21 protein-coding genes and 2 tRNA genes are annotated in these 25,592 nt (G+C 45.0%); 1 reads left to right on the top strand and 22 read right to left on the bottom strand.

The window, feature by feature from the left end:
- Window positions 1–6 precede the first annotated feature (6 nt).
- From L5M40_RS03145 to pnp, 10 genes are all read right to left on the bottom strand, one after another.
- Window positions 7–1,221: a phosphopentomutase gene (locus L5M40_RS03145; RefSeq protein WP_263176276.1), complete on the bottom strand. Its 1,215-nt coding sequence runs from the start codon at window positions 1,219–1,221 to the stop codon at window positions 7–9.
- A gap of 9 nt (window positions 1,222–1,230) precedes the next feature.
- Window positions 1,231–2,562 carry a thymidine phosphorylase gene (gene deoA, locus L5M40_RS03150; RefSeq protein ID WP_173243376.1) on the bottom strand — a complete coding sequence of 444 codons (1,332 nt, stop codon included), beginning with the start codon at window positions 2,560–2,562 and terminating at the stop codon, window positions 1,231–1,233.
- 184 nt (window positions 2,563–2,746) lie between these two features.
- Entirely contained in the window at window positions 2,747–3,517 is a 771-nt protein-coding gene (gene deoC / locus L5M40_RS03155) for a deoxyribose-phosphate aldolase (RefSeq protein ID WP_173497508.1), read from the bottom strand.
- A gap of 421 nt (window positions 3,518–3,938) precedes the next feature.
- On the bottom strand, window positions 3,939–4,778 hold the full coding sequence (locus L5M40_RS03160; protein ID WP_113939307.1) for an outer membrane protein OmpK: 840 nt from the start codon (window positions 4,776–4,778) through the stop codon (window positions 3,939–3,941).
- Between the two features lie 353 nt (window positions 4,779–5,131).
- Complete coding sequence (locus tag L5M40_RS03165; RefSeq protein ID WP_263167010.1) at window positions 5,132–6,391, bottom strand: NupC/NupG family nucleoside CNT transporter; 1,260 nt, start codon at window positions 6,389–6,391, stop codon at window positions 5,132–5,134.
- Between the two features lie 176 nt (window positions 6,392–6,567).
- Entirely contained in the window at window positions 6,568–7,332 is a 765-nt protein-coding gene (locus tag L5M40_RS03170) for a TatD family hydrolase (protein ID WP_263256229.1), read from the bottom strand.
- A gap of 10 nt (window positions 7,333–7,342) precedes the next feature.
- Window positions 7,343–7,546 carry a hypothetical protein gene (locus L5M40_RS03175; protein WP_317629662.1) on the bottom strand — a complete coding sequence of 68 codons (204 nt, stop codon included), beginning with the start codon at window positions 7,544–7,546 and terminating at the stop codon, window positions 7,343–7,345.
- Window positions 7,547–7,637: 91 nt separating this feature from the next.
- On the bottom strand, window positions 7,638–9,218 hold the full coding sequence (prfC, locus tag L5M40_RS03180) for a peptide chain release factor 3 (protein WP_263191233.1): 1,581 nt from the start codon (window positions 9,216–9,218) through the stop codon (window positions 7,638–7,640).
- A gap of 99 nt (window positions 9,219–9,317) precedes the next feature.
- Window positions 9,318–10,220, bottom strand: coding sequence for a lipoprotein NlpI (gene nlpI / locus L5M40_RS03185; protein WP_168822816.1), 903 nt, complete (start codon window positions 10,218–10,220; stop codon window positions 9,318–9,320).
- Between the two features lie 192 nt (window positions 10,221–10,412).
- Entirely contained in the window at window positions 10,413–12,512 is a 2,100-nt protein-coding gene (gene pnp / locus L5M40_RS03190) for a polyribonucleotide nucleotidyltransferase (RefSeq protein WP_105251702.1), read from the bottom strand.
- Window positions 12,513–12,707: 195 nt separating this feature from the next.
- Here pnp and L5M40_RS03195 point away from each other — a divergent pair, with 195 nt between their 5' ends.
- Window positions 12,708–14,762, top strand: coding sequence for a putative bifunctional diguanylate cyclase/phosphodiesterase (locus L5M40_RS03195; RefSeq protein ID WP_263256231.1), 2,055 nt, complete (start codon window positions 12,708–12,710; stop codon window positions 14,760–14,762).
- A gap of 188 nt (window positions 14,763–14,950) precedes the next feature.
- On the opposite strand, the gene rpsO is transcribed toward L5M40_RS03195, so the two are convergent.
- From rpsO to folP, 12 genes are all read right to left on the bottom strand, one after another.
- Window positions 14,951–15,220 carry a 30S ribosomal protein S15 gene (rpsO, locus tag L5M40_RS03200; protein WP_028761447.1) on the bottom strand — a complete coding sequence of 90 codons (270 nt, stop codon included), beginning with the start codon at window positions 15,218–15,220 and terminating at the stop codon, window positions 14,951–14,953.
- Between the two features lie 148 nt (window positions 15,221–15,368).
- Complete coding sequence (gene truB, locus L5M40_RS03205; protein WP_113939302.1) at window positions 15,369–16,334, bottom strand: tRNA pseudouridine(55) synthase TruB; 966 nt, start codon at window positions 16,332–16,334, stop codon at window positions 15,369–15,371.
- On the bottom strand, window positions 16,334–16,792 hold the full coding sequence (rbfA, locus tag L5M40_RS03210; RefSeq protein WP_263167003.1) for a 30S ribosome-binding factor RbfA: 459 nt from the start codon (window positions 16,790–16,792) through the stop codon (window positions 16,334–16,336). Before rbfA ends, truB begins: the two co-directional genes overlap by 1 nt.
- Before the next feature lie 57 nt (window positions 16,793–16,849).
- Window positions 16,850–19,492: a translation initiation factor IF-2 gene (gene infB, locus L5M40_RS03215; RefSeq protein WP_105251699.1), complete on the bottom strand. Its 2,643-nt coding sequence runs from the start codon at window positions 19,490–19,492 to the stop codon at window positions 16,850–16,852.
- A gap of 25 nt (window positions 19,493–19,517) precedes the next feature.
- Window positions 19,518–21,017 carry a transcription termination factor NusA gene (gene nusA, locus L5M40_RS03220; protein WP_028761452.1) on the bottom strand — a complete coding sequence of 500 codons (1,500 nt, stop codon included), beginning with the start codon at window positions 21,015–21,017 and terminating at the stop codon, window positions 19,518–19,520.
- Window positions 21,018–21,046: 29 nt separating this feature from the next.
- A complete protein-coding gene (rimP, locus tag L5M40_RS03225; RefSeq protein WP_006082718.1) occupies window positions 21,047–21,502 on the bottom strand; it encodes a ribosome maturation factor RimP in 456 nt (151 codons plus the stop codon).
- Between the two features lie 173 nt (window positions 21,503–21,675).
- Window positions 21,676–21,752 (bottom strand) — tRNA-Met (locus tag L5M40_RS03230).
- Window positions 21,753–21,834: 82 nt separating this feature from the next.
- Window positions 21,835–21,921, bottom strand: a tRNA-Leu gene (locus L5M40_RS03235).
- 11 nt (window positions 21,922–21,932) lie between these two features.
- A complete protein-coding gene (gene secG / locus L5M40_RS03240) occupies window positions 21,933–22,268 on the bottom strand; it encodes a preprotein translocase subunit SecG (RefSeq protein WP_028761453.1) in 336 nt (111 codons plus the stop codon).
- Between the two features lies 1 nt (window position 22,269).
- Entirely contained in the window at window positions 22,270–23,052 is a 783-nt protein-coding gene (gene tpiA / locus L5M40_RS03245; protein ID WP_006082720.1) for a triose-phosphate isomerase, read from the bottom strand.
- A gap of 194 nt (window positions 23,053–23,246) precedes the next feature.
- Window positions 23,247–24,584 (bottom strand): phosphoglucosamine mutase, encoded by a 1,338-nt coding sequence (gene glmM, locus L5M40_RS03250; RefSeq protein ID WP_028761454.1) that lies wholly within the window; start codon window positions 24,582–24,584, stop codon window positions 23,247–23,249.
- Between the two features lie 80 nt (window positions 24,585–24,664).
- A complete protein-coding gene (gene folP / locus L5M40_RS03255; RefSeq protein ID WP_263256233.1) occupies window positions 24,665–25,498 on the bottom strand; it encodes a dihydropteroate synthase in 834 nt (277 codons plus the stop codon).
- Window positions 25,499–25,592 lie beyond the last annotated feature (94 nt).

Consider the following 25,592-nt stretch of genomic DNA (forward strand, 5'->3'; position numbering starts at 1 on the left):
ATTTGCCTAAAGGAACGATTCGCCATAGGCCATAGGTTCAAGCTTAAAGTGGCTCGCAATAGATTGGCCGATATCGGCAAAGCTATTACGACGACCCAGCGATCCCGCTTTCAATCCAGCGCCAAAGGCTAATACTGGCACATATTCACGGGTATGATCCGTGCCTTGCCATGTTGGATCGCAACCGTGATCCGCCGTTAAAATCAGCAGATCGTCTTCACCTAATAATGCGAGCATTTCAGGCAAACGGGCATCAAAATATTCTAGCCCTTTGGCGTAGCCAGCAACATCACGGCGATGACCGTAGTGAGAGTCGAAATCAACGAAGTTAGTAAACACTATAGTGTTATCACCCGCAGATTTCACTTCGGCTAAAGTCGCATCGAAAAGTGCTTCTAAGCCGTTCGCCTTCACTTTTTTAGTGATACCACAGTAAGCATAAATGTCGGCAATCTTGCCTACACTCACCACTTCACCGCCAGCCTCTTTCAGCTTATCGAGTACAGTTTTTGCAGGTGGCGCGAGCGAATAATCCTTACGATTGCCGGTACGGGCAAAATCACTTGGACCAGTACCATCAAATGGACGGGCAATGACGCGACCTATGTTGTAAGGCTCTAACTCTTCACGGGTTATTTCGCAAAGACGATAGAGATTGTCTAAACCGAAGGTTTCTTCATGACAAGCGATTTGGAATACTGAATCAGCAGAGGTGTAGAAAATAGGCTTGCCAGAGCGCATGTGCTCTTCGCCTAACTCTTCTAAAATGGTTGTACCTGAGGCATGGCAATTACCTAAGAATCCATCCAGACCTGCACGGGCTAAGATATTATCCGTCAGTTCTTTAGGGAAAGAATTTTGGTGCTCGCTGAAATAACCCCACTCGAATAGTACGGGCACGCCCGCCATCTCCCAGTGACCGCTCGGCGTATCTTTACCCGAACTTAACTCTTGTGCATGACCATAAGCACCAATCAGCTCAACATTATCGCCAAAACCGGGTGCAAAGGCGCCAGTACTTTCCATCGCTGCATGGCCTAAACCTAAGCGCGCTAAGTTAGGTAATTTCAGCGGGCCTTCACGGCCAATATCGGCTTTGCCTTCGGCGCATGCTTTAGCAATATGACCAAAGGTATCGGAACCGACATCACCAAAGCTTGCTGCATCAGCAGAAGCACCGACTCCAAAGGAGTCCAACATCATAATAATGGTACGTTTCATAATTCTTCCTTAAAGGTCCGATGCACGAATATAGGCATAGATCTCAGGTGTTTTTTCTGGAGCGGTTTCACCAATGTGAATCGCTTTTTTCACCGCAAGTTCAGCTTCCGCGAAGGCAGCTTCAGACTGTGCATGGATAACGGCAATCGGAGTCGATGAATCTACTTTATCGCCTAAAGCACACACTTGAGTTAAGCCAACACTATAGTCTAGTGCATCACCGGGCTTACGGCGGCCGCCACCTAAGGTCACAACCGCTAAACCTAATTCACGGGTATCCATGCTATAGGCATAACCTTGCATATCGGCAAAAACTGGACGAATAATTTGTGATTGCGGTAGGTATTTACTGTAGTTTTCAACAAAATCGACTGGACCACCAAGACCCGACACCATCTTGCCAAAAAGTTCTGCAGCGCGACCATTATCGAGCACACGATTCAGTTTAGCGCGAGCGTCGGCTTCATTGCTTGCAAGACCGCCCAGAAGCAACATCTCAGCGCAAAGACCCATAGTGACTTCATATAAACGCGGGTTACGGTAAGCACCCGTTAAAAAGTCGATGGCTTCTTTCACTTCAACCGCGTTACCGGCACAAGATGCAAGCACTTGATTCATATCGGTAAGCAAAGCTGTCGTTTTAGTGCCCGCGCCATTAGCAACAGCTGCAATACTGCGAGCTAATTCTTCCGATGCTTCATAGGTTGGCATGAAAGCACCACTACCGACTTTCACATCCATCGCTAGTGCATCTAAATTACAGGCTAATTTCTTAGACAAAATCGACGCAGTGATGAGGGAAATGGATTCAACGGTGGCGGTATTATCGCGGATAGAATAGAAACGTTTGTCGGCAGGAACGAGATCGCCTGTTTGGCCAATAATCGCCACACCGACTTCTTTAACCACTTTACGGAACAATTCACTTGATGGCTCAGTTTGATAACCCGGAATGGCATCAAACTTATCGAGCGTGCCGCCCGTATGACCTAGGCCACGCCCAGAAATCATAGGCACATAACCACCACAAGCCGCAGCCATAGGGCCAAGCATAAGGCTAATCACATCACCCACACCGCCAGTGCTGTGTTTGTCGATAACAGGGCCATTGAGTCCCAATGACTGCCAATTAAGTACAGTGCCAGAATCACGCATCGCTGTCGTTAAAGCGATTCTTTCATCCATGTTCATGTCATTAAAGTACACAGCCATGCCTAATGCGGCAATCTGACCTTCGGACACTGCGTTAGTAGTGATACCTTGAACAAAAAACTGTATTTCTGCGGAACTTAGCGCTAAACCATTACGTTTTTTACGAATAATCTCTTGAGCTAGAAACATGATACTGCCTCCAAGATAGGCACTAACAACCTTGTAGCTAGTGCTTATCTTTGCAATGAAACATCAAAACTGTAGCAATATTACAAGTTCATACTATCGAAGTTTTGAGTTTGCCAAATAGATTTAGGTCACACTTAATTAGGCTCGCTATACGCTGATAGTATTAATCAGCGATAGTTTGCAATTAATAGCCTTGAGTCGGCTTAGGCGCATCAGCTAATTCTAGTGTGTGTAACAAGCTGTTTAGTAAACTTGAAGCACCAAATCTAAAGGTACGTGGTGAAACCCAATCAGCACCTAAAATACGCTCAGCAACACCGAGGAATTCAGCCGCTTGTGCAGCATCACGCACACCACCGGCAGGCTTGAAGCCTACTTGGGTATTCTTCTCGCTGATCACAGTTAACATGATTTCAGCTGCTTCAAGTGTGGCGTTTACAGGCACTTTACCAGTAGAGGTTTTAATAAAGTCAGCACCTGCATCGATTGAAAGCTCAGATGCACGACGGATAAGTGCAGGAGCAGCTAACACGCCAGATTCGATGATGACTTTTAACAAGACTTCACCACAGGCTTCTTTACAGGCTTTAACTAATTCAAAACCAATTGTTTCATTGCCTTCCATCAGTGCGCGGTATGGGAATACCACGTCAACTTCGTCAGCACCATAGGCAACAGCGGCGCGAGTTTCTAACACAGCAATGGCAATGTCATCATTGCCATGGGGAAAGTTAGTCACAGTGGCGATTTGGATATCTTCAGCACCGATTTCATCTAACGTCTTGCGTGCAATCGGGATGAAACGTGGGTAAATGCAGATAGCGGCAGTATTGCCCGCAGCCGTTTTCGCTTTGTGGCACAGGTCGATCACTTTTTGATCTGTGTCGTCATCATTCAAAGTCGTTAAGTCCATTAACTCAATGGCGCGTTGTGCTGCTTTTTTTAAATCAGTCATAATAGCTCTCCAAAATAAAAATTAAATGAATAGAAATCAGTCGCATAAAAGCAACGCTTGAGAGGTGGCATTATTTTGATTATTTTTATATGGCCGGGCCTTCAGGCGGTGCCGAGTAATTTGCTTGTACAAACTACCTTGTTGTAGGTATTCAATCTTGCCTAAGTCATAAAGAGCAATAGGCATCCTGACACTTAAAATAACTTATAAGTGACCACGACTTGAATCCTTGAAGACCGGAAGAGAGGATACGAATAAAATCTTGCTCCTACTTTTCCGCGAAAAATCCATTTTAGCGCGAGAAAAACACAAACCTTTATATAAACCCACTTGTTAGCCTAATAGGCTTAGATAAAGACTCATGGTAAAACTAAAGATGGAGCCGCATAATGCGGCTCCAACAAGCAATAATTACAAGAGATTAGAACTTGTAAGTTGCTGACAGGTAGTGTGACCAACCTGTTGATTCTAGAGCTAGAGCACCAGCACCATCTTCTAACAGATAAACGTCTTTGAAGCCTTTCAAGCCATAGCCCAGAGCATAACGATCTGAATGCCAGTATAGGCCGAAGAAGATGTTACCACCGTTTGACGTTTTTGGTACGAAAGCAGCTTGGTCTTCATCTGCACCGAATTGATAATCGATGTAACCTTGGAATGACAGGAAGCTCTTGTTATCAAAGAAGTAGAAAGGTTTGAACCAGTTAGCAGAGAACTGATATCCGTTCCACTCTTTAGCATTCAGGTCGTAGAAACCATATAGGTTCATACCTGTTTTGCCTAACCAAGGCACGTTTACATCAGCACCAACACCCCAGAATGAAGAGTTAACGCCTTCACCATTCAGACCATCCCAGTTGAACAGAGTAGAGAAGTAAACTTCTTGAACTGGGCCAAAAGATAAGTCTTTACCAGTCAAAGCATCGATAGACACACGTGGAGCAAACTTCATGAAAATTTTGCTTGTGCCAGAACCTGGGTTCTTGTCACCGTTGCTGCTTGATTGGTTTGCTAAGTTGAATACGTCAACATAACCGTATAGATCGAATACGCCAGAACGACCGCCGAATTCCATTTCTAAGTAGTTGTGTTGATCGCCTGTTGCTGGGTTATCTGGCTTTTCACCAATAGAGTACATAGCGTTGAACTGCATCCACTTATAATCAGTACCGTGAAGATCAGTACGATCAGCAGCAAATGCGTTGCCAGAGATTGCTGCTACTGCAGTAGCGGCTAAAGCTAAAGTTTTAACGTTTTTCATCATCAACCCCATTTATCTTGTTTGCTACCATCGAGGGTAGCGTTCTTTTTGTGGCGTTCGCATTCTACCTAGATTAAAAAAAATCTCAATAATCTAGCGTAAAATCACAAACACAAAATTCTTAATTGTGAACAAAGTCGCGACTTCTGCATTACGATTAATTAACGTAACCGTAGACTCACGACATTTAAGACAGAATGACAGCTACACTTCAGTTGCATTCTGTGTCTTTCAATTGGAGAAACTATTCACTACAGGAATCACTACTGGAAAATGGTTGAATTAACTTAGGCCCTGCCCTGCATGGCCAGGACCCAGTTAGTGGGGTTTCCCCCTACTGTTGCTACTTAGACTTAGATAGCTAAGAACAAACCAGCAAGTGTTGCGCTCATTAAGTTAGCTAAAGAGCCGGCGATAACCGCACGAATACCCATTGTAGCTAAATCATGACGACGGTTAGGAGCCATAGCACCTAAACCACCAAGCAGAATCGCGATAGAAGACAAGTTAGCGAAACCACACAGAGCAAACGAAATAATCGCCTTTGTTCTGTCTGTCATAGCTAAACCAGTTTCAGCAACTACCATGCCGCCATCAGCAATATCTTTTAAGTATGGAGCAAAGTTCAAATAAGCAACGAATTCGTTAACAATGATCTTTTGACCAATGAAAGAACCAGCCACTAAAGCTTCATTCCAAGGTACGCCGATAAGGAAGGCTAAAGGCATGAACACATAGCCAAGGATCAGTTCAAGTGTTAAACCTTCAACGCCAAACCAACCACCCACACCACCAATAATGCCGTTGACCATAGCGATCAAACCAACGAAGGCTAACAACATAGCGCCTACGTTTAAGGCTAAATGCATACCAGATGAAGCACCTGCAGCAGCGGCGTCTAGCACGTTAGCTGGTTTGTCAGGATCTTCTGGCAAATCGCTCATGTCATTTTTAGCAACTTCAGTTTCTGGGTGCATCAGTTTAGCCATTAATAGACCACCTGGTGCAGCCATGAATGAAGCGGCAACTAAGTATTCAATAGGTACACCCATCTGCGCGTAACCAGCCAATACTGAACCCGCGATTGATGCCAAACCACCCACCATGATCGCAAACAGTTCAGACTGCGTCATAGTTGGAATGAATGGGCGAACCACTAATGGGGCTTCAGTTTGACCAACGAAGATGTTAGCAGTTGCTGACATAGATTCAGTACGGCTTGTGCCCAATGCTTTTTGTAAACCACCACCGATGATACGGATGATCCACTGCATAACGCCTAAGTAATATAGAACCGCGATCAGAGAAGAGAAGAACACGATAACGGGTAACACGTTAACTGCGAAGATAAAGCCAAGTTTGAAGTTAGCTAAATCACCAAACAGGAAACCGATACCGTTTTGTGCGTAACCAATAACGCTAGAAACCGCATCAGACATCCCTTTCAGAATGTCTTTACCAACTGGAACATACAGTACAAAACCACCGAAGGCAGCCTGGATAGCTAAAGCGCCACCCACTGTACGTAAATTAATTGCTTTTTTGTTATTAGATAGGAGGAAACCTATCGCAAGTAGGGTGACCACCCCTACTAAACTCATCAATATATTCATTAACCATCACCCTATTGTTAACACTTTTTAATTATGTTGTTAATCAACCTATTTCCGAGTCAGATTATACCCGAGGCAAAGTCGAAAATCGTCGTTTTGATCATATTTTTGGAGTTTAATTTCAATCGCTTAGTGCAGAATGCTAGTGCGACATACACCTGTTTATTTAAAAACAGCTAAAGGTCAAACAGTTGCATTGCATTCAACATCAAGTGTTCTGATATTAGAACACTTGATTTTTTTTGCAAATTGGCAATTTCGTCTATAAAAAGAACAAGGTTAGCGGGCTGGTTACGTTTTTCAGTAACATTTATCGGTGTCATTGCAGGAGAGTCAGTCTCAAGTATGAAGTGCTGAAGTGGTAATTCGCTGACAGTTTTGAGCAATTTTTTAGCATTAGGGTTCATAATCAAACCACCAATTCCCAGCTTAAAACCTAATTTGATATATTCCAGTGCAATTTCAGTACTGCCAGAAAAAGCATGTATCACACCGCCTCTAGGCAATTGATACTTTTTCAAACACTCTAAAACCTCTGAATGTGCTTTTACGCTATGAATAATAACTGGCAGATTAACGGACTTAGCTAAAGCTAATTGTGCCTCAAAAAATGCGAGCTGCTGAGGCCACGTTGAGGAATAGAGCTTATCTAAGCCACATTCACCAATAGCAACAAAGCGAGGACATTCTAGTAACGCAGAAACTTGAGATGTTAATGCTAAGATCCCAGCATCAACATCCTCTGGACAAAACCAAGGATGAATACCAAGGGCAAAATAAGTTTGGTATTGTTCGGCAACGGCGAGCTGTTTGTGCCAGTGCTGCGGGGACACACCGGGAATAATCAGATTATCTACGCCAACACTGTGCATTCGTAACACCACATCGTCGCGGTCAACATCAAACTCAGCAAAATCCAAATGGGCGTGGGTATCAATCACAGTAAATACCTCACTCTGCGGTCGATTTACCAATTGAATGAGGTTCGGGTGGTGATACAGTTTCGTCAACCACCAAAGCTTTGGCGCATTTTACCGCTAATGGAGGATCTTCAAGGTGCGGCATGCAACAGCGACGATTTTCAGGTGTCAGCCCCATTCGGTCGCACCAATGAATATAAGCCTGCCATGTTTTTGTGATCCAATTCGCCATCATTCACATCCAGAACCGATTTTTAATTTTCATTAGATACAAAAATGGCGGTGAATTCACCGCCATTTCAACCACTATTCTAGACCGAACCCTATTAATGTTCGCGGGTTTTCGCAAACTCAATATCAGGATATCTTTCCATCGAAAGATTAAGGTTAACCATAGTTGGTGCAATATAGGTTAAGTTATCGCCACCATCGAGAGCCAAGTTTTGGCTACACTTACGGCGGAACTCTTCAAGCTTACGCTCATCCTTACAATAAACCCAGCGAGCGGTAGACACGCTAATACCTTCGTAAATAGCTTCGACGTTATATTCACTCTTCAGACGACCAACAACCACTTCAAACTGCAGTACACCCACAGCGCCAACAATCAAATCGTTAGTATCAATTGGGCGGAATACTTGTACAGCACCTTCTTCAGATAACTGTACTAAGCCTTTTAAGAGCTGTTTCTGTTTAAGCGGATCACGCAGACGAATACGGCGGAACATTTCAGGGGCGAAGTTAGGTACGCCAGTGAAACGGAATTTTTCACCTTGGGTAAACGTATCGCCAATACGGATAGTGCCATGGTTATGTAAGCCGATGATATCGCCGGGATAAGCTTCTTCAGCACGCTCACGATCGCCCGCCATAAAGGTCAATGCATCGCTAACGTTAACATCTTTACCAATACGCACATGGTGCATTTTCATGCCCTGCTCGTAACGACCTGAACAGACACGCATAAAGGCAACACGGTCACGGTGTTTTGGATCCATGTTTGCTTGGATCTTAAATACAAAACCAGTGAATTTTTCTTCGTCAGGCATGATCACTCGCACATCGCTTTCGCGAGGAAGTGGCTTAGGTGCCCACTCAACGATACCGTCAAGAATATGATCCACACCGAAGTTACCCAAAGCAGTACCAAAAAATACTGGGGTCAACTCACCTTTCAAAAAAGCCGCATGGTCAAACTCATTCGACGCGCCACGTACCAATTCCATCTCATTGCGCAAATCAGCGGCATAACTGCCAATCACTTTCTCAAGATCAGGATTATTAATGCCTTTAATTACACGACGCTCTTGGATCGTGTGTCCCATACCGCCTTGATACAACACCACTTCATCACGTAGTATGTGGTAAATACCTTTAAATTCTTTACCGCTGCCAATAGGCCAAGTAATAGGTGCACAGGCAATATTCAGCACGCTTTCGACTTCATCCATCAGATCGATAGGATCACGAATATCGCGGTCTAGTTTGTTCATAAAGGTCACAATCGGCGTATCACGCAGACGTGTCACTTCCATCAACTTGATCGTACGGTCTTCAACACCCTTAGCAGAGTCGATCACCATCAAACAGGAGTCAACGGCCGTCAGAGTACGATAAGTATCTTCAGAGAAGTCTTCGTGACCAGGCGTATCGAGTAGATTAACAAGGGCGCCACCATAGGGAAATTGCATGACAGACGTAGTAATAGAAATACCACGGTCTTTCTCCATTTCCATCCAGTCAGACTTAGCATGCTGACCCGATTTTTTGCCTTTAACCGTACCCGCTTTTTGCAAAGCGTTTCCGAATAACAGCACTTTTTCGGTAATGGTTGTTTTACCCGCGTCGGGGTGCGATATGATCGCGAAGGTGCGACGTTTATCGACCTCTACTTTATTGCCTGACATGTTAACCTATGCACTTGTATCGCTAAAAAGGCGCAAATTATAGCGCCTCAGTTCGAGCTTGGCTAGGCAAAGCCCGAGATGAACTCGGGCTGAGAGAGGTTATTTTGTGGCTTCGAGCAAACCTTTGACTTTGGCGAGTTCAATACGCGCATATCTATGTTCGACAAAATCATAGATATTGGTTGCCAATGCTAAGCGAAAATAGTTTGCAGCATCTTGATATTGCTTAGTTTCTATCGCCATTTTTGCAAGGTAAAAATAAGCTTCGCATAAACGTTCAGCATATTCTTTCGGATATGTTAAGCCGACTTTAGCGGCAGAAAACACCTCATCACGGCTTTTTTTACCTAAATAATAATCGACGATAACGGTCGCCCAAGCATCATTTTCTAAATTCTGACGATGCTGCGCTAACTGTTTTTTAGCTTCAACGGAGTCAGCTTTCAAATCAATCAAATACAACCATAATGCCCGATAACCGTCTTTATTATCGCCTGCATAAAACGCCTGCATATCTTTAGTCGCTAAATCAATACGGTCGCCATAGTACAAAGCAATACCGCGATTCAAATAGGCATAATCATAATTAGGTGCTAACTCTAATACGCCATCGAAGGCTTCATAGGCGCTGTCGTATTCACCTTCTTGGGTGTAATAAATTCCAAGGAAATTATAGGCATCAGCAAGATCAGGCTGAAGTTTTAACGCTTGCATAAAATCAATCCGTGCGAGCAGTCTTAAGCCCACACTGTCGTAAATCACACCACGATCGTAATGAAATCTGGCTCTCTGTTCATTCGTCAGTTCGACCGTAGCCAAAATCTCGTTGAGTTTTGCCAGTGTCACTTCGACTTTATAATCAGGCATGACAGGCGCGACAACCAATTTACCTTCAACATCATTATGGTTATCTAAAGGAGACTGGGTGGTTGCGCATCCGGCTAACAACAGACTGGCACTCGCCAGCACAGCAACGACAGCGGTTCTAATTTTAAGACTCATCCATTTCTACCTTTTTAGATTCCCAACATACGCAGAAGAATCTTCATGATAGCAATCCCACCACAGGACCGCTATTAGGGAATTAAGATTAATACTGACTTTCTTAATACCAAAACAAAAAAGGAGATCATTTGATCTCCTTTTGATGCAATCACTTAAAAAGTGTGTGCCTATAAATAAGTCAAAGACTCATTATTCAGCAGCAGCTTCTTTCGTTTGTGCTTCTTTAATTGACAGACGTACGCGGCCTTGACGATCCACTTCCATTACTTTAACAGCAACTTCTTGGTTCAGCTCAAGGTGATCAGACACGTTAGCAACACGTTCATCACTGATTTGTGAAATGTGTACTAAACCGTCTTTACCCGGCAGAATGTTCACGAATGCGCCGAAATCAACGATACGGATAACCTTACCATTGTAGATACGACCCACTTCAACTTCTGAAGTGATTTCTTCGATACGACGGATAGCTTCTTTAGTTGCTTCGCCGTTTGAAGAAGCGATCTTCACAGTACCATCATCTTCTAGTTCAATCGTAGTGCCCGTTTCTTCGGTCAGAGCACGGATAACTGCGCCACCTTTACCGATAACGTCACGGATTTTTTCTGGGTTTATCTTGATAACAGTGATACGTGGAGCGTGATCAGAAATATCATCACGGTGTGAACCAATCGCTTGATCCATCACGTTCAGGATATGCACACGTGCGCCATAGGCTTGTTGCAGTGCGATATCCATGATTTCTTTAGTGATACCTTCGATCTTGATATCCATCTGCAATGCAGTAATACCATCACGCGTACCCGCAACTTTAAAGTCCATGTCACCTAAATGATCTTCATCACCTAAGATGTCAGAAAGAACAACGAAATCATCGCCTTCTTTCACTAGACCCATAGCGATACCCGCTACAGAAGTCTTGATAGGTACACCGGCATCCATCAACGCGAGAGAAGTACCACATACTGACGCCATAGAGCTTGAACCGTTAGATTCAGTGATTTCAGATACAACGCGTACGCTGTATGGGAATTCAGCCGCTGAAGGCATAACAGCGTTAATACCGCGCCAAGCTAACTTACCATGACCGATTTCGCGGCGCTTAGGTGATCCCACCATGCCTGTTTCACCAACAGAGTATGGAGGGAAGTTATAGTGCAGCATAAAACGGTTAGTGCGCTCGCCCATGATGCTGTCGATCTTCTGTGCATCACGTTCAGTACCTAAAGTACAAGTGACTAACGCTTGAGTTTCGCCACGAGTGAACAATGCGCTACCGTGAGTACGTGGCAATACGCCCGCTAACACACTTAAGGCACGGATCATGTCTGGTTCACGACCATCGATACGTGGCTCGCCACGGATGATGCGACCACGAACCACTTTCTTCTCTAAGCTACCCAGTAAGTTGTCAACTTCACGTAAATCAACGCTTGGATTGCTCGCTAACAAGGCTTCTTTTGCTGCTGCTTTAACAACAGAAACTTGAGCATAACGATCTTGTTTAACTTGGATTTTATACGCATCACCTAAACCAGCTTCAGCAAGCTCTTTGATTTGGGCAACTAAATCGGCATCTTGCGTTGGTGCAGTCCAATCCCAAGTTGGTTTACCGGCTTCTGCTTTAAATTCAGCAATCGCCTTGATAACCACTTGTTGTTGATCGTGACCGTAAACAACAGAACCTAACATCACTTCTTCTGGCAATGCTTGGGCTTCTGATTCCACCATTAATACTGCACCAGCAGTACCAGCAACTACTAAGTTCAGTTGGCTGGTTGCAAGTTGCGCAACACTTGGGTTCAACACGTATTCGCCATCAATGTAACCCACACGTGCAGCACCTAAAGGACCGCTGAATGGAATACCAGAAATAGCCAGTGCCGCAGAAGTACCGATCATAGAGATGATATCTGGCTCGATTTGTGGATCGACAGATACTACAGTAATGATAACTTGAACTTCGTTTTTGAAACCATTAGGGAAAAGAGGGCGAATTGGACGGTCGATCAGACGAGCGATTAATGTCTCATCTTCTGAAGGACGGCCTTCACGCTTAAAGAAACCACCAGGAATTTTACCCGCTGCGTAGGTTTTTTCTTGATAGTTAACAGTCAGAGGGAAAAAGTCACGGCCTGCATCTGCATCTTTTTTACCGACAACAGTGACTAACACTGTCGTGTCACCCATACTCGCTAAAACGGCTGCATCAGCTTGACGCGCTATAACACCTGTTTCCAGGGTGACTGTATGTTGACCATACTCAAAACTCTTTACAATAGGATTCACGTGACCCATTCCTTAATTAATGACCTTGAATTACGCGCGTAAGTATACTGCAATTCGGATCAATAGATAAAGAGCAGATAATGATGACAAATACGTAACTTTTCACTAAAGTGGTTAAATCAACAAAGAGTTGCGGTTTATATTGATACGGAAAATCTCGCCGATGGTGAATAATTATCATGAAGGATGCGCCCGATGACAGGCCGTTTTAAGTCACTGACGTGGAAACAAACTAACATAGTCGTATTTACTGCCCTATTTTTTGCCATTGCCATTTTTATTGTTGAAATCGCTTTAGTCGTCGTATCAACCAAACAACAACTCACGACCACTCAGCAAGAACTCCTTGATTCAGTTGAACAACCTGCAGCAAATGCCGTATGGGCATTAGATGATAATTTAGCCCGTCAAACTTTAGAGGGTGCCATCAAAGTCGAACATGTTGGCTCGGCGGTGATTGAGCTGGACGATGGCTCAATGTTTGTTTCTGTCAGTAATAATAAGCAGAATAACTCACAGACTTTTATCAGTTTAAGTAATAAATTATTTGATGATCTCAAAGAAATTTCTCGCCCTTTGTATAGGCCTTTTTATTTTGAAGGTACCCAACAACAGCAACTCATTGGTACATTGACGGTTTTCTACGATACCCAAGAACTAACAAACACCCTCTTCTCGCAGTTAAGATTTAGTTTTTTTGCTACTCTCGCTCGTGCACTCTTACTCACCTTAGTGCTGTCCGTGGTATTCCATCGCTTCCTGACTCAGCCTATCGCACGCATCAGTGAGGCCATAGATAAGATCGAACCCGACTCTCCAGATGAAAATCTCTTACCTATGTCCAACGCACACAAGGATGATGAACTCGGCTTAGTAACCTCAAAATTCAACCAAATTCTTATTCAATTTAGCCAAACCCAGTCCAAACTGCGCAAAATGGCGACCCGAGATCCGCTAACGGGTTTACCTAACCGCACATTATTGCTTGAAACCATCGCAGTCACTATCCAACGCTCGCGAGTACACAAACGCAGCTTTGCATTGATGTTTATCGACTTAGACCGTTTTAAGAATATCAACGATTCCCTTGGCCACGCATTAGGCGATCAATTCCTCGCTCGTATCGCCCGTATTCTCGAACGCTTCGTTGGTGATAAAGGCACAGTTTCCCGCTTAGTTGGCGATGAATTCGTTATTCTGGCCGATACAGTTCACACCCCAGACCAAGCAGCAGATTTTGTAGATAAGCTACTGATCCAGCTCAATGTCCCGATTCAATTAAATGAACATGCAATTCATCCTGCCGCATCGATTGGGATTTCTATTTATCCCGAAGATGGTAACAGCGCTGAAGATTTGATCCGTCACGCTGACATTGCCATGTACAGCGCGAAAGCTGCAGGCTCGAATCAATGGGCCTTCTTCAAACAACAGATGACTGAGCGAGCAGCAGTTCGTTTACGCACTGAAGCATCTTTACATGATGCGTTAAAAAACAATGAATTTTTACTGTATTTCCAACCGAAACTTGATCTGCAAACGGGCAAAGTCATCGCCTGTGAAGCCTTGATCCGTTGGCAAAAAGACGGACGACTCATCAGCCCCATTTCCTTTATTCCCGTCGCGGAAGAGACCGGTATCATCATTCCTATAGGTCGTTGGGTGATAGAGCAAAGCTGTAAAGTACTTAGGGAATGGCAGAAAAAATATAACTATGCCATCCCAATTGCGATTAATGTTGCCTCACAGCAATTTGCCGATGCAAGTTTAGTTCCCGATATCAAACAGATGGCATTACGCTATCAAATCCAACCCGAGTTGCTGGAAATTGAAATCACTGAAACCTCGTTGATGAACGACATTGAACTCGCTATCGCTAAGCTTGAACAATTGAAATCAGCCGGATTTGGTATTGCCGTCGATGACTTTGGCACAGGGTATTCTTCACTCTGTTACCTGCGCCATTTGCCTATCACTACCATGAAAATCGATCGTTGTTTCGTTTCCGATCTACCAGGGGATAGCGCAATTGCATCGACCATTTTAATGTTGGGAAAGCAGCTTAATTTGACCATTGTGGCCGAAGGCATTGAAAACGAGCAGCAATTGGATTGGTTGAAAGAAAATCAGTGCCAAGTCGGCCAAGGTTTCTATTTTAGTCAACCTCTACCCCAAGCAGAATTTGAAGCGCTGTATATAGCAACACAAACAGCAACAATAAGTAGTCTTGATGGTTTACGTGGGGCTTAGGACACTTACATTGGCACTTAATCAATTCGATGCTTAATCACATTAAGCTAAGCATAACGGACCTAAACGTTAGACTGATTTTGACTGTAACTTCTTTATATTTCTCGTTTACACAATAAATATTCTGTTGAATTTTAGGCAATAAAAAAGGAGGCTAAGCCTCCTTTTTCACGTTAGTCGACGCGAAATTAACGACGTAGACCTAACTTTTGGATCAGAGCAGTGTAACGTGCTAAATCAGTACGTTTCAGGTAAGCAGTTAACTTACGACGTGAGCTAACCATACGTAACAGACCACGACGTGAGTGGTGATCATGAATGTGCTCTTTGAAGTGATCTTGCAAATGGTTGATTTGCGCAGTTAACAAAGCAACTTGAACTTCAGTTGAACCAGTGTCGTTTTCACAACGGCCAAAATCAGCCAAAATTTTTGCTTTTGCTTCAGGACTTAGTGACATGTATATCTCCAAATAAATAATATGAATCTCTAGCCGATCACTAACTCAGCCAGAGGGCGCGCTATTTTACCCATAAACCCACCCTAGCGCAATAAAAGGCGGGGACTAATGCATCAACTAATTTAATCATTTGTCGATGGATAGCGGGCTAATGCGTTTCTGCAGGTTCGTCATGGATAACAATGAGTCGTTTCGGCGCTAATAAGCCATCTTCGTTCATTGTGCCAATCCCCACAAATCGGCGAATGTCACCTAAAGTGATACGTACCAACTCATCGGTTTTCAAATCTGCATTAACTGGTACTCGAACCGCTTGACCTTGCATTAAGTAAGGAGCTATCGCATCCGGCACATTCACCTCTGGAAAATCGGCCACGGCCGTGTCCATAGGCAATAACAGAGGGTCGAGTAATACGCTCGGATCTATCTGTTGTTCATGTGCTTGAGCAACTAGCGTTTCAAGTTGTTCTAAAGTGACCATTCTGGCATAGGGATACTGTGCAACTTGGGTGCGGCGCAGCATAATCACATGGGCGCCGCAACCGAGCATCTCACCGAGATCGTCTATGATAGTGCGAATATAAGTGCCCTTAGAACAATGAATGTCTAAGGTCAGCTCATCGCCTTCAAGACCGATGAAATTTAGCTCAAATACCGTAATAGGGCGAGATTCACGCGGCACTTCTATGCCTTCACGGGCATATTTATACAGAGGCTGACCCTGATATTTCAGCGCGGAATACATAGAAGGCACTTGCTGAGTTTCACCACGGAAGAAATCAAGCGCAGTTAATAGCTGCGCCTCGGTAAAATCAATGGCGCGGGTTTGCACCACTTCACCATCGGAATCACTGGTATCTGTCCGTTCGCCAAGCTTTGCCGTGACTAAGTAGCGTTTATCGGCATCCAATAGATGCTGAGAAAACTTAGTCCCTTCGCCTAAGCATACAGGTAACATACCTGTCGCTAACGGATCAAGTGCACCCGTATGCCCAGCTTTATTCGCATTAAAAAAGCGCTTTACCCTTTGCAATGCAAAGTTAGAACTCATGCCAGTGGATTTATCCAGCAGCACTATCCCATCGATAAAACGACCTTTTGGACGACGAGCCATTAATCTTTACCTTCCGTTTCATCTGCGTCATCAGCAATATCATCACCTAAGACTTCATCTTCAACCGATACGTCTTCGCTGCCAAATTGCTGTTGCTTCGCTTTGTCTTGGTTGATCACTTGGCTAACTAAGTTAGACATGCGCATACCTTCAACCAGCGAGCTATCGTAGATAAAACGCAGTTCAGGCATGACACGCAGCTTCATACGACCCGCCACTAAAGTGCGGATATAAGGAGCTGCGCTGATCAAAGCGTTTAGCTTTTCTTGAACGACAGCTTTGTCTTCTTCAAAAAAAGTCACAAACACTTTGGCATAGCTGAGATCGCGAGAGACGTCGACGTCATTCACAGTCACAAAGCCAATACGAGGATCTTTCATGTCGCGCTGTAGCACTTGAGCAAGTTCTTGCTGAAGCTGCTGAGCGATTCGACGAGTACGACTGAATTCTTTTGCCATAATATTTCTTACCATAGCTTAAATTGATAAGGGCGGCTAAAGCCGCCCTTATTATCGTTACAGAGTACGAGCAATCTCGACGGTTTCGAATACTTCGATTTGGTCGCCAACGCGAACATCGTTGTAGTTCTTAACGCCAATACCACATTCCATACCATTGCGAACTTCAGCAACGTCGTCTTTAAAGCGACGTAGCGATTCGAGTTCACCTTCGTAGATAACAACGTTATCACGTAGTACGCGAATTGGCGCGCTACGCTTGATGGTACCTTCGGTCACCATACAGCCAGCAATTGCACCCAGCTTAGGTGACTTGAACACATCACGAACTTCAGCCAGACCGATAATTTGTTGTTTGAACACAGGAGACAGCATACCTGTCATCGCTGCACGCACTTCATCAATCAAATTATAGATAACGCTGTAGTAACGTAAATCAACACTTTCACTTTCGATAGTCTTACGGGCTTGTGCATCGGCACGTACGTTAAAGCCAACCATGATAGCGTTAGAGGCTGCCGCTAAGGTTGCATCCGTTTCAGTCAGTGCACCCACACCGCGAGCGATGATGTTCACTTTCACTTCGTCGGTAGACAAACCTGTTAACGAATCAGTAATCGCTTCGAGTGAACCTTGTACGTCTGCTTTAAGAACGATGTTCAGTTCTTTCACTTCGCCGTCTGTCATGTTCGCAAACATGTTTTCTAGCTTAGATTTTTGCTGACGTGCCAGTTTCACATCACGGAACTTACCTTGACGATACAGGGCAACTTCGCGAGCTTTACGTTCGTCACGAACGACTGTTGCTTCATCACCTGCAGACGGAACGCCTGACAGACCTAGAATTTCAACAGGAATAGATGGACCCGCTTCAGTGATTGAACGACCGTTTTCGTCTTTCATTGCACGAATTTTACCGTACTCAAGACCACACAGAACGATATCACCTTGGCGCAGCGTACCTTCTTGAACCAGAATCGTAGCCACAGGGCCGCGACCTTTGTCCAATTGTGATTCAATGACCACACCGGCAGCCATACCATCACGTACCGCTTTCAGTTCGAGAACTTCAGCTTGCAGTAAGATACCTTCTAACAGTTCGTCAACACCTTCACCTGTCTTAGCTGAAACGAAGGCAAACATGTTGTCTCCACCCCAATCTTCAGACATAACACCGTGTTGTGACAATTCGCTCTTAACGCGATCGATATCCGCTTCCGGTTTATCCATCTTGTTCACAGCCACGATTAATGGCACGTTACCAGCTTTAGCATGTTGAATAGCTTCGATTGTTTGCGGCATTACACCGTCATCGGCAGCAACAACTAGCACAACAATATCCGTTGCCTTGGCACCACGGGCACGCATTGCGGTAAACGCGGCGTGACCAGGAGTATCAAGGAAAGTGATCATGCCATTTTCAGTTTCAACATGGTATGCACCGATATGCTGAGTAATACCACCGGCTTCGCCAGCAGCCACTTTAGCGCGGCGAATGTAGTCGAGTAACGAAGTCTTACCGTGGTCAACGTGACCCATGATAGTCACAACTGGTGCACGAGATTCTAGCTTGATGCCATCTTCATCATCACGGTCTTGTAGCACTTGGTGCTCAAGTTCGTTTTCACGGATAAGCACAACTTTGTGACCCATTTCTTCAGCAACTAGCTGGGCAGTCTCTTGATCTAACACTTGGTTGATCGTGACCATAGAACCCATTTTCATCATCTGTTTGATGATTTCAGTCGCTTTCACTGCCATTAAATGCGCAAGTTCAGAAACAGTAACAGTTTCACCGATACGCACATCACGGCTCACTGCTGCCACTGGCTTATTGAAGCCATGCGCCATAGACTCAGGTGCAGTACTGCGGTTACGCATGTGCTTTTCACGGCCGTCACGGGCATCTTTGCCGCCACGTTTTTTCGCGTTGCTCTTGTTACGAGCACGACGTCCGCGTTTTTCTTCATCCAGATCAGAAGTATCTTCAGCAGCACGAGCTACTTTAGATGTCGTGATGTGATGATCACCGTTTTTCTCGGCTTCTAAACGTTGGCGCTCTTCTTCGGCCCAGCGCTTAGAATGTTCTTCAGCGAGTAAGCGAGCAGTTTCTGCCGCTTTAGCCGCTTCTTCGTCTTGCTTACGTTTGGTTGCCGCTTCTTGCGCCGCTTTCAAACGTTCAGCTTCTAGACGAGCCGCTTCTGCTTCTGGTGACATATCTTTAACCACTTTCACTTCGGCTGCTGCTTTAGCTTTCGCCTTAGCTTCTGCTTCCACTTTTGCCTTAGCATCTGCTTCAGCTTTCACTTTTGCTGCCGCAGCAGCTTCTGCTTCGGCCTTTGCTTTTGCCAAAGCTTCTGCTTCGGCTTTCGCTTCTTCTTCAGCCTTCAGAGTAGCCTCATTAGCATCACGCTTAACGAAAGTTCGTGTTTTACGAACTTCAACTTTAACATCTTTAGATTGACCACCATTACCGGCCACACTTAGGGTCGATACGGTTTTACGCTGCAGCGTCATTTTCGTTGGCGCATTTTCGCCACCGTGCTGCTTTTTCAGATAATCCAGTAACTGCTGCTTTTCAGCTTCAGTCACTTTATCAGCTTGGCCTTTCTTAATTCCAGCCTGAGAGAATTGCTCAATCAGACGTTCAACACTTTTACCCACTTCCGTGGCCAATTTCTCTACGGTAGTATCTGCCATCAGTTAAATCCCCCTGTTGATCGACTTATGCTTCTTCGCCAAACCAACAGATATTGCGGGCTGCCATGATGAGCTCACCTGCTTTTTCTTCTGTCAATTCTTCAATTTCGATCAAATCATCAATGCCTTGTTCAGCCAAGTCTTCTAGAGTCACAATACCTTTGCTAGCGAAAACATAGGCTAAGTGTCTTTCAACACCTTCAAGTGCTAGCAACTCTTCACTTGGCTCCACACCATCCAGTGCTTCTTCAGTAGCGAGAGCTCGAGTTGAGATCGCCGCTTTTGCACGTTCACGTAAAGCTTCGACGAGATCTTCGTCAAAACCGTCAATCGCCAATAGTTCAGACACAGGCACATAGGCAACTTCTTCGAGCGACGTAAAGCCCTCATCTGCCAGTACTTGTGCAAAATCTTCATCGACATCCAGTGAGTTAACAAATAAATCAACCACCTTGGCACTTTCTGCCTGATGTTTCTTATTCATATCTTCCACTGTCATAACGTTCAGAACCCAACCAGTCAGTTGTGTTGCTAAACGTACGTTCTGGCCATTACGTCCAATGGCTTGTGCCAAACTATCGGCTTCAACAGCGATATCCATAGAATGGTTATCTTCGTCGACTATGATAGAGGCAACATCGGCTGGCGCCATGGCATTGATCACGTATTGTGCTGGATTATCATCCCACAACACGATATCAACACGCTCGCCACCCAGTTCATTCGAAACGGCTTGTACACGCGCACCACGCATACCCACACACGCACCGATAGGATCGATACGGCGATCATTCGACTTAACGGCGATCTTAGCGCGAGCGCCTGGATCACGAGCAGCGCCCATGATTTCAATCAGTTCGTCAGCGATTTCAGGCACTTCAACACGGAAAAGCTCGATCAGCATTTCAGGCTTAGTACGGCTTAAGAATAACTGTGCACCACGAGCTTCTGGACGTACTGAGTACAATAATGCACGCACACGGTCACCAGGGCGGAAAGATTCGCGTGAAATTAAGTCTTCACGGAACAATACGCCGTCAGCGTTATTACCTAAGTCAACCACTACGCTCTCGCGAGTCGCTTTTTTGACCACACCAGTGATTAACTCACCTTCTTGATCTTGGAACTGCTCAACCACTTGCGCACGTTCAGCTTCACGTACTTTCTGTACGATTACTTGCTTAGCGGTTTGAGTGGTAATACGGTCAAACACCACTGACTCGATATCGTCTTCGATAAACTCACCAGGCTGGATGTCCGGATTTTCGTAACGTGCCGCTTCTAAAGTGATTTCACGATAAGGGTTTTCTAACGCTTCACCGTGGTCATCAACTACCATCCAACGACGGAAAGTATCATAACCACCGGTTTTACGATCGATAGCAACACGAACGTCAATATCACCTTCGTACTTTTTCTTGGTTGCTGTGGCCAGAGCAATCTCTAGCGCTTCAAAAATTTTCTCGCGTGGAACGGCCTTTTCATTTGAAACCGCCTCAGCGACTAGCAGAATCTCTTTATTCATCTCGTCTTGCCTCGTTCACCTTGAAACCATCAAAACTTAGCGATTAAGTTGCCTTTGCGGATATTATCCAATGCGACAACTAACTCTTTACCATTCACTTTCAGCGAGAGCATTTGCCCGTCGACCGCAGTGATGGCGCCTTTTAAATTACGACTGCCGTCAACCGGCATAGTCAATTGAAGCTTTACATCCTCGCCTACATAGCCCGCGTACTGCTCAGCAGTAAATAAGGGTCTATCTACGCCTGGCGAAGAAACCTCTAGGGTATATTCTGTAGAAATAGGATCTTCAACATCGAGTACAGCACTGACTTGGCGACTTGCATTGGCACAATCTTCAATATTGATACCATTCTCACCATCAATGAACACTCGCAGTGTGGAATGCTTACCCGCTTGAACATATTCAATGCCCCACAGCTGAAAGCCTAATGCTTCCACAGGTACTTTGAGCATTTCTGCCAGTCTGAATTCTAACGTTGCCAAGATTGACCCCCGAAAAAACAAAAAAGGGCTTAATAGCCCTAGTACAACGCCACATACGAAGCATGCGACAAATTTAAAAGTCCCAGATAACAAAAAACCCCGTAATCACGAGGTCATTAATTTCAAGAACCTGTAAACCATAACGAATTCAAACACTATTCGTTACTAGGAGCTGGTTGCGGGGGCCGGATTTGAACCGACGACCTTCGGGTTATGAGCCCGACGAGCTACCATGCTGCTCCACCCCGCGTCAACTGTGTGCAAGTATATTGACTATCGTCATTTCTTGCAATAACTAAGAGAGAACTTATCTCGTCTATCTTAGTTATATTTGGTGCCGAGAGCGGGACTTGAACCCGCACGACCGTTAGGTCACAGCCACCTCAAGGCTGCGCGTCTACCAATTTCGCCACCTCGGCGACACCTTTTACTAGTCAGGAATTTTCGTTTCTGACTTTTGGGTTCCTTGCTCAACAGGTTGGGTAACCTGTTCAGTGTCTGAACCTAAATCTTTCCATGAATCTTCATTTTTTGCGTGGTTTGCACTTAAGTTACCAATAAGCAGACTTAAAGTGAAAAACGCAATGGCAAGAATCGCCGTACTACGTGTCAGGAAGTTACCTGAACCGCTTGAACCAAAAAGAGTACCTGATGCACCGGCGCCAAAAGAGGCCCCCATGTCAGCTCCCTTACCTTGCTGAATTAATACTAAGCCGATTAGACCTAATGCAACCAACAAGTAAATAACTACTAGAACTTCATACATATTATGCGCTCATCGCTATGGTACACAGACTTAAAAACTCGCTAGAGTTTAAGCTAGCACCGCCAATCAGTCCACCATCAACATCAGGTTGGGCAAATAAATCTGCAGCATTACTCGGTGTCACACTACCACCGTAGAGAATCCTGATATTTTCTCCGATAAACGGAGACACTTCAGAGAGGCGTTTGCGAATAAACGCATGAACTTCTTGTGCCTGCTCTGGTGTAGCACTTTTACCTGTTCCTACAGCCCAAAGCGGCTCGTAGGCGATAATAGCGTTATCAAAAGCCATAGTGCCATTTTTCTGGATCACTATATCCAACTCTTCAGCAATCACCTCGAAGGTGCGTCTTGCTTCGCGTGCTGGACCTGACTCACCCACACATAAAATTGGGGTTAAGCCATGCTTTTGTGCAGCGGCGAATTTCTCCGCTACGATATTACTCGTCTCTCCGTACATACGGCGACGTTCTGAATGCCCGATAATTACATATCGACATCCTGAATCTTTGAGCATCTGACCTGAAACTTCTCCGGTATAAGCGCCAAAGTCATGTTGACTTAGGTTTTGAGCGCCCATCCTAACAAGTGAACCGTCTAACGCTTCCTTGTTTGCTTCTAGCAGTTGCCTAACGCTCTCTAGATAGATAGAAGGCGGGCATAAAACCACTTCAGCTGAATCATTTTGGAGCTTAGAGGCAAATTTTTTGAACAACTCTTGGGCTAATGCCGCACTGCCGTTCATCTTCCAATTGCCAGCTACCATAGGACGTCTGAGTGCCATCACTGTCTCCTCTGAAAGCGGCGTGAATAATAGCGAACCACTTATTAAGTTACAATAGCTAAATTCGAATTTTTTCAGATATCAGGTTGGAATGCTTATTTTTTACACGCCAAAGCTGTTTTCTGTTCATTTGTGCAGCTAACACCTTAATTTTAAATTGGTATCAGCCGCACTCATTACAAAATTAGTAAATATTAGCTTGCCGATTTTACCGCATCCGCAATCAAATTTGCGTGCGCCAATACTGCACTATGATCGTCACCTTCAACCATGACACGGATCAAAGGTTCAGTACCTGACTTACGTAATAATACTCGGCCACGCACGCCCAGTTGAGATTCAACCTGTGCCTGCGCCGCTTTAACTTTATCTGACTTAAGAGGGTCATGCTCGCCTTCAAAGCGCACATTGACTAACACCTGCGGCAACATTTCCATCGCAGAAGTCAGTTCTTCTAGCGTGGCATTCTGACGACGCATAGCCGCTAACACTAAAATCCCCGCAACTATGCCATCACCAGTTGTGCCGTGATCAAGATTGAGGATATGCCCTGAATTTTCACCGCCGATGCGCCAATCGAGTTCTTTAAGTAGTTCCATCACATAACGGTCGCCCACTTTCGAACGCGCAAAGGGGATGTCTAATGCTTGCAAGGCGAGATCAAGCCCAAGGTTTGACATTAACGTACCAACTACACCACCGCGTAATACGCCACGGGATTTCGCATCACAGGCCAGAATATATAAAATTTGATCGCCGTCGATCACTTCGCCTTTGCTGTTGACCATCATAATACGGTCACCGTCACCGTCGAGTGCAATACCTAAATCGGCACTTTCGGCTAGAACGGTTTCACAAATTTTACCCATGGACGTCGCGCCCACTTTATCATTGATGTTCATCCCGTTGGGTTTATCACCTATAGCAATCACCTCGGCACCTAACTCACGAAACACAGCTGGCGCTATGTGATAAGTTGCGCCATGGGCACAATCAACCACAATTTTTAGCCCAGTTAACGTGTGTTCTGCAGGAAAATTACCTTTGCAATACTCAATATAACGGCCACGGGCATCTTCAATACGCGATACCTTCCCCAATAGATGTGACTCAACACAAACGAGGGGCTTCTCAAGCTCTGCTTCAATTTCTAGCTCTAGGTTATCGTCTAACTTACTGCCGTCGGTGGAGAAAAACTTAATACCGTTATCGTAATACGGATTGTGTGACGCGCTGATCACCACCCCAGCTTCGGCGCGAAACGTGCGCGTCAAATAGGCTACTGCTGGCGTTGGCATAGGTCCCATTAACATCACATTAAGGCCTGCAGCAGAAAGGCCAGCTTCTAATGCTGACTCAAACATATAGCCCGAAATACGGGTATCTTTACCTATGATCACCTTTTTGGTACCACTGCGGGATAACACGCGCCCCGCTGCCCAACCTAACTTAAGCGCGAGCTCAGGCGTCATTTGACCTGAACCGACTTTTCCCCGAATACCGTCAGTTCCAAAAAATTTACGTTCTTTCATATCGCTCCACAAACTCAAATGTGTCCCAATGATTTGGGATCATAATATTAATTAAATGCTTAACGAGAGCATAACGATGCTTAAAAATACGCTTGTGTCGCTTGTAACACCTTGAGCATATCCACAGTTTCAGTAACATCATGCACACGAATGATATGAGCGCCCTTTTGGGCCGCTATCATAGCGCCAGCAAGGCTCCCAGCAAGACGTTCTGAGGTCGGTTTTGCTAAGAGGTTTCCTATCATGCTCTTACGAGACAATCCTATCAATATCGGTAAATCAAACTGGGCAAAACAGTCGAGCTTCGCCAGTAATTCATAGTTATGTTCTAAGCTTTTACCAAAACCAAATCCCGGATCGAGTATTAATAATTCACGGGGGATCCCTGCTCGCAAACAAGCTTCAATCCGCTCAGTTAAAAAGGCAGAAACTTCTTCAATAACATTATGGTAAGTCGGTGCAAATTGCATGCTTTTGGGTTCACCTTGCATATGCATTAAGCATATGGGGACTTGCAACTCTGCAGCAGCTTCAAGCGCACCGGGTTCCATCAGGGCGCGCACATCGTTAATCAAATGTGCGCCCGCAGCAACAGCTTGACGCATGACTTCAGGCTTACTGGTATCGACCGAAATCCACACATCATGGTGCGCCGCAACATATTTCACCAACGGGATCACCCGCGCAATTTCATCGGCTAAGCTCACCTCGGCAGCGCCAGGTCTTGTCGACTCACCGCCAATGTCTATCATTCCCGCGCCTTGAGCCACCATGTCATCGGCATGCTGACAGGCAAGCTCATAGGAAGAATATTGACCACCGTCGGAAAAAGAATCGGGAGTAACATTAAGAATCCCCATCACAATGGGTGAAGATAACGCGAGGCGTTTAGTGCCAGCAATCAGTTCAAACACGCATTTACTCCTGTAATACGAACACTTACGATTTTACTCACTGGCATAACTTGCGTCATTAATTTCAAGCCTACATTTTCTATCCGAAATGACT

The sequence above is a fragment of the Shewanella sp. SM68 genome (assembly GCF_025653925.1).
Taxonomy (GTDB): Bacteria; Pseudomonadota; Gammaproteobacteria; order Enterobacterales; family Shewanellaceae; genus Shewanella; species Shewanella oncorhynchi.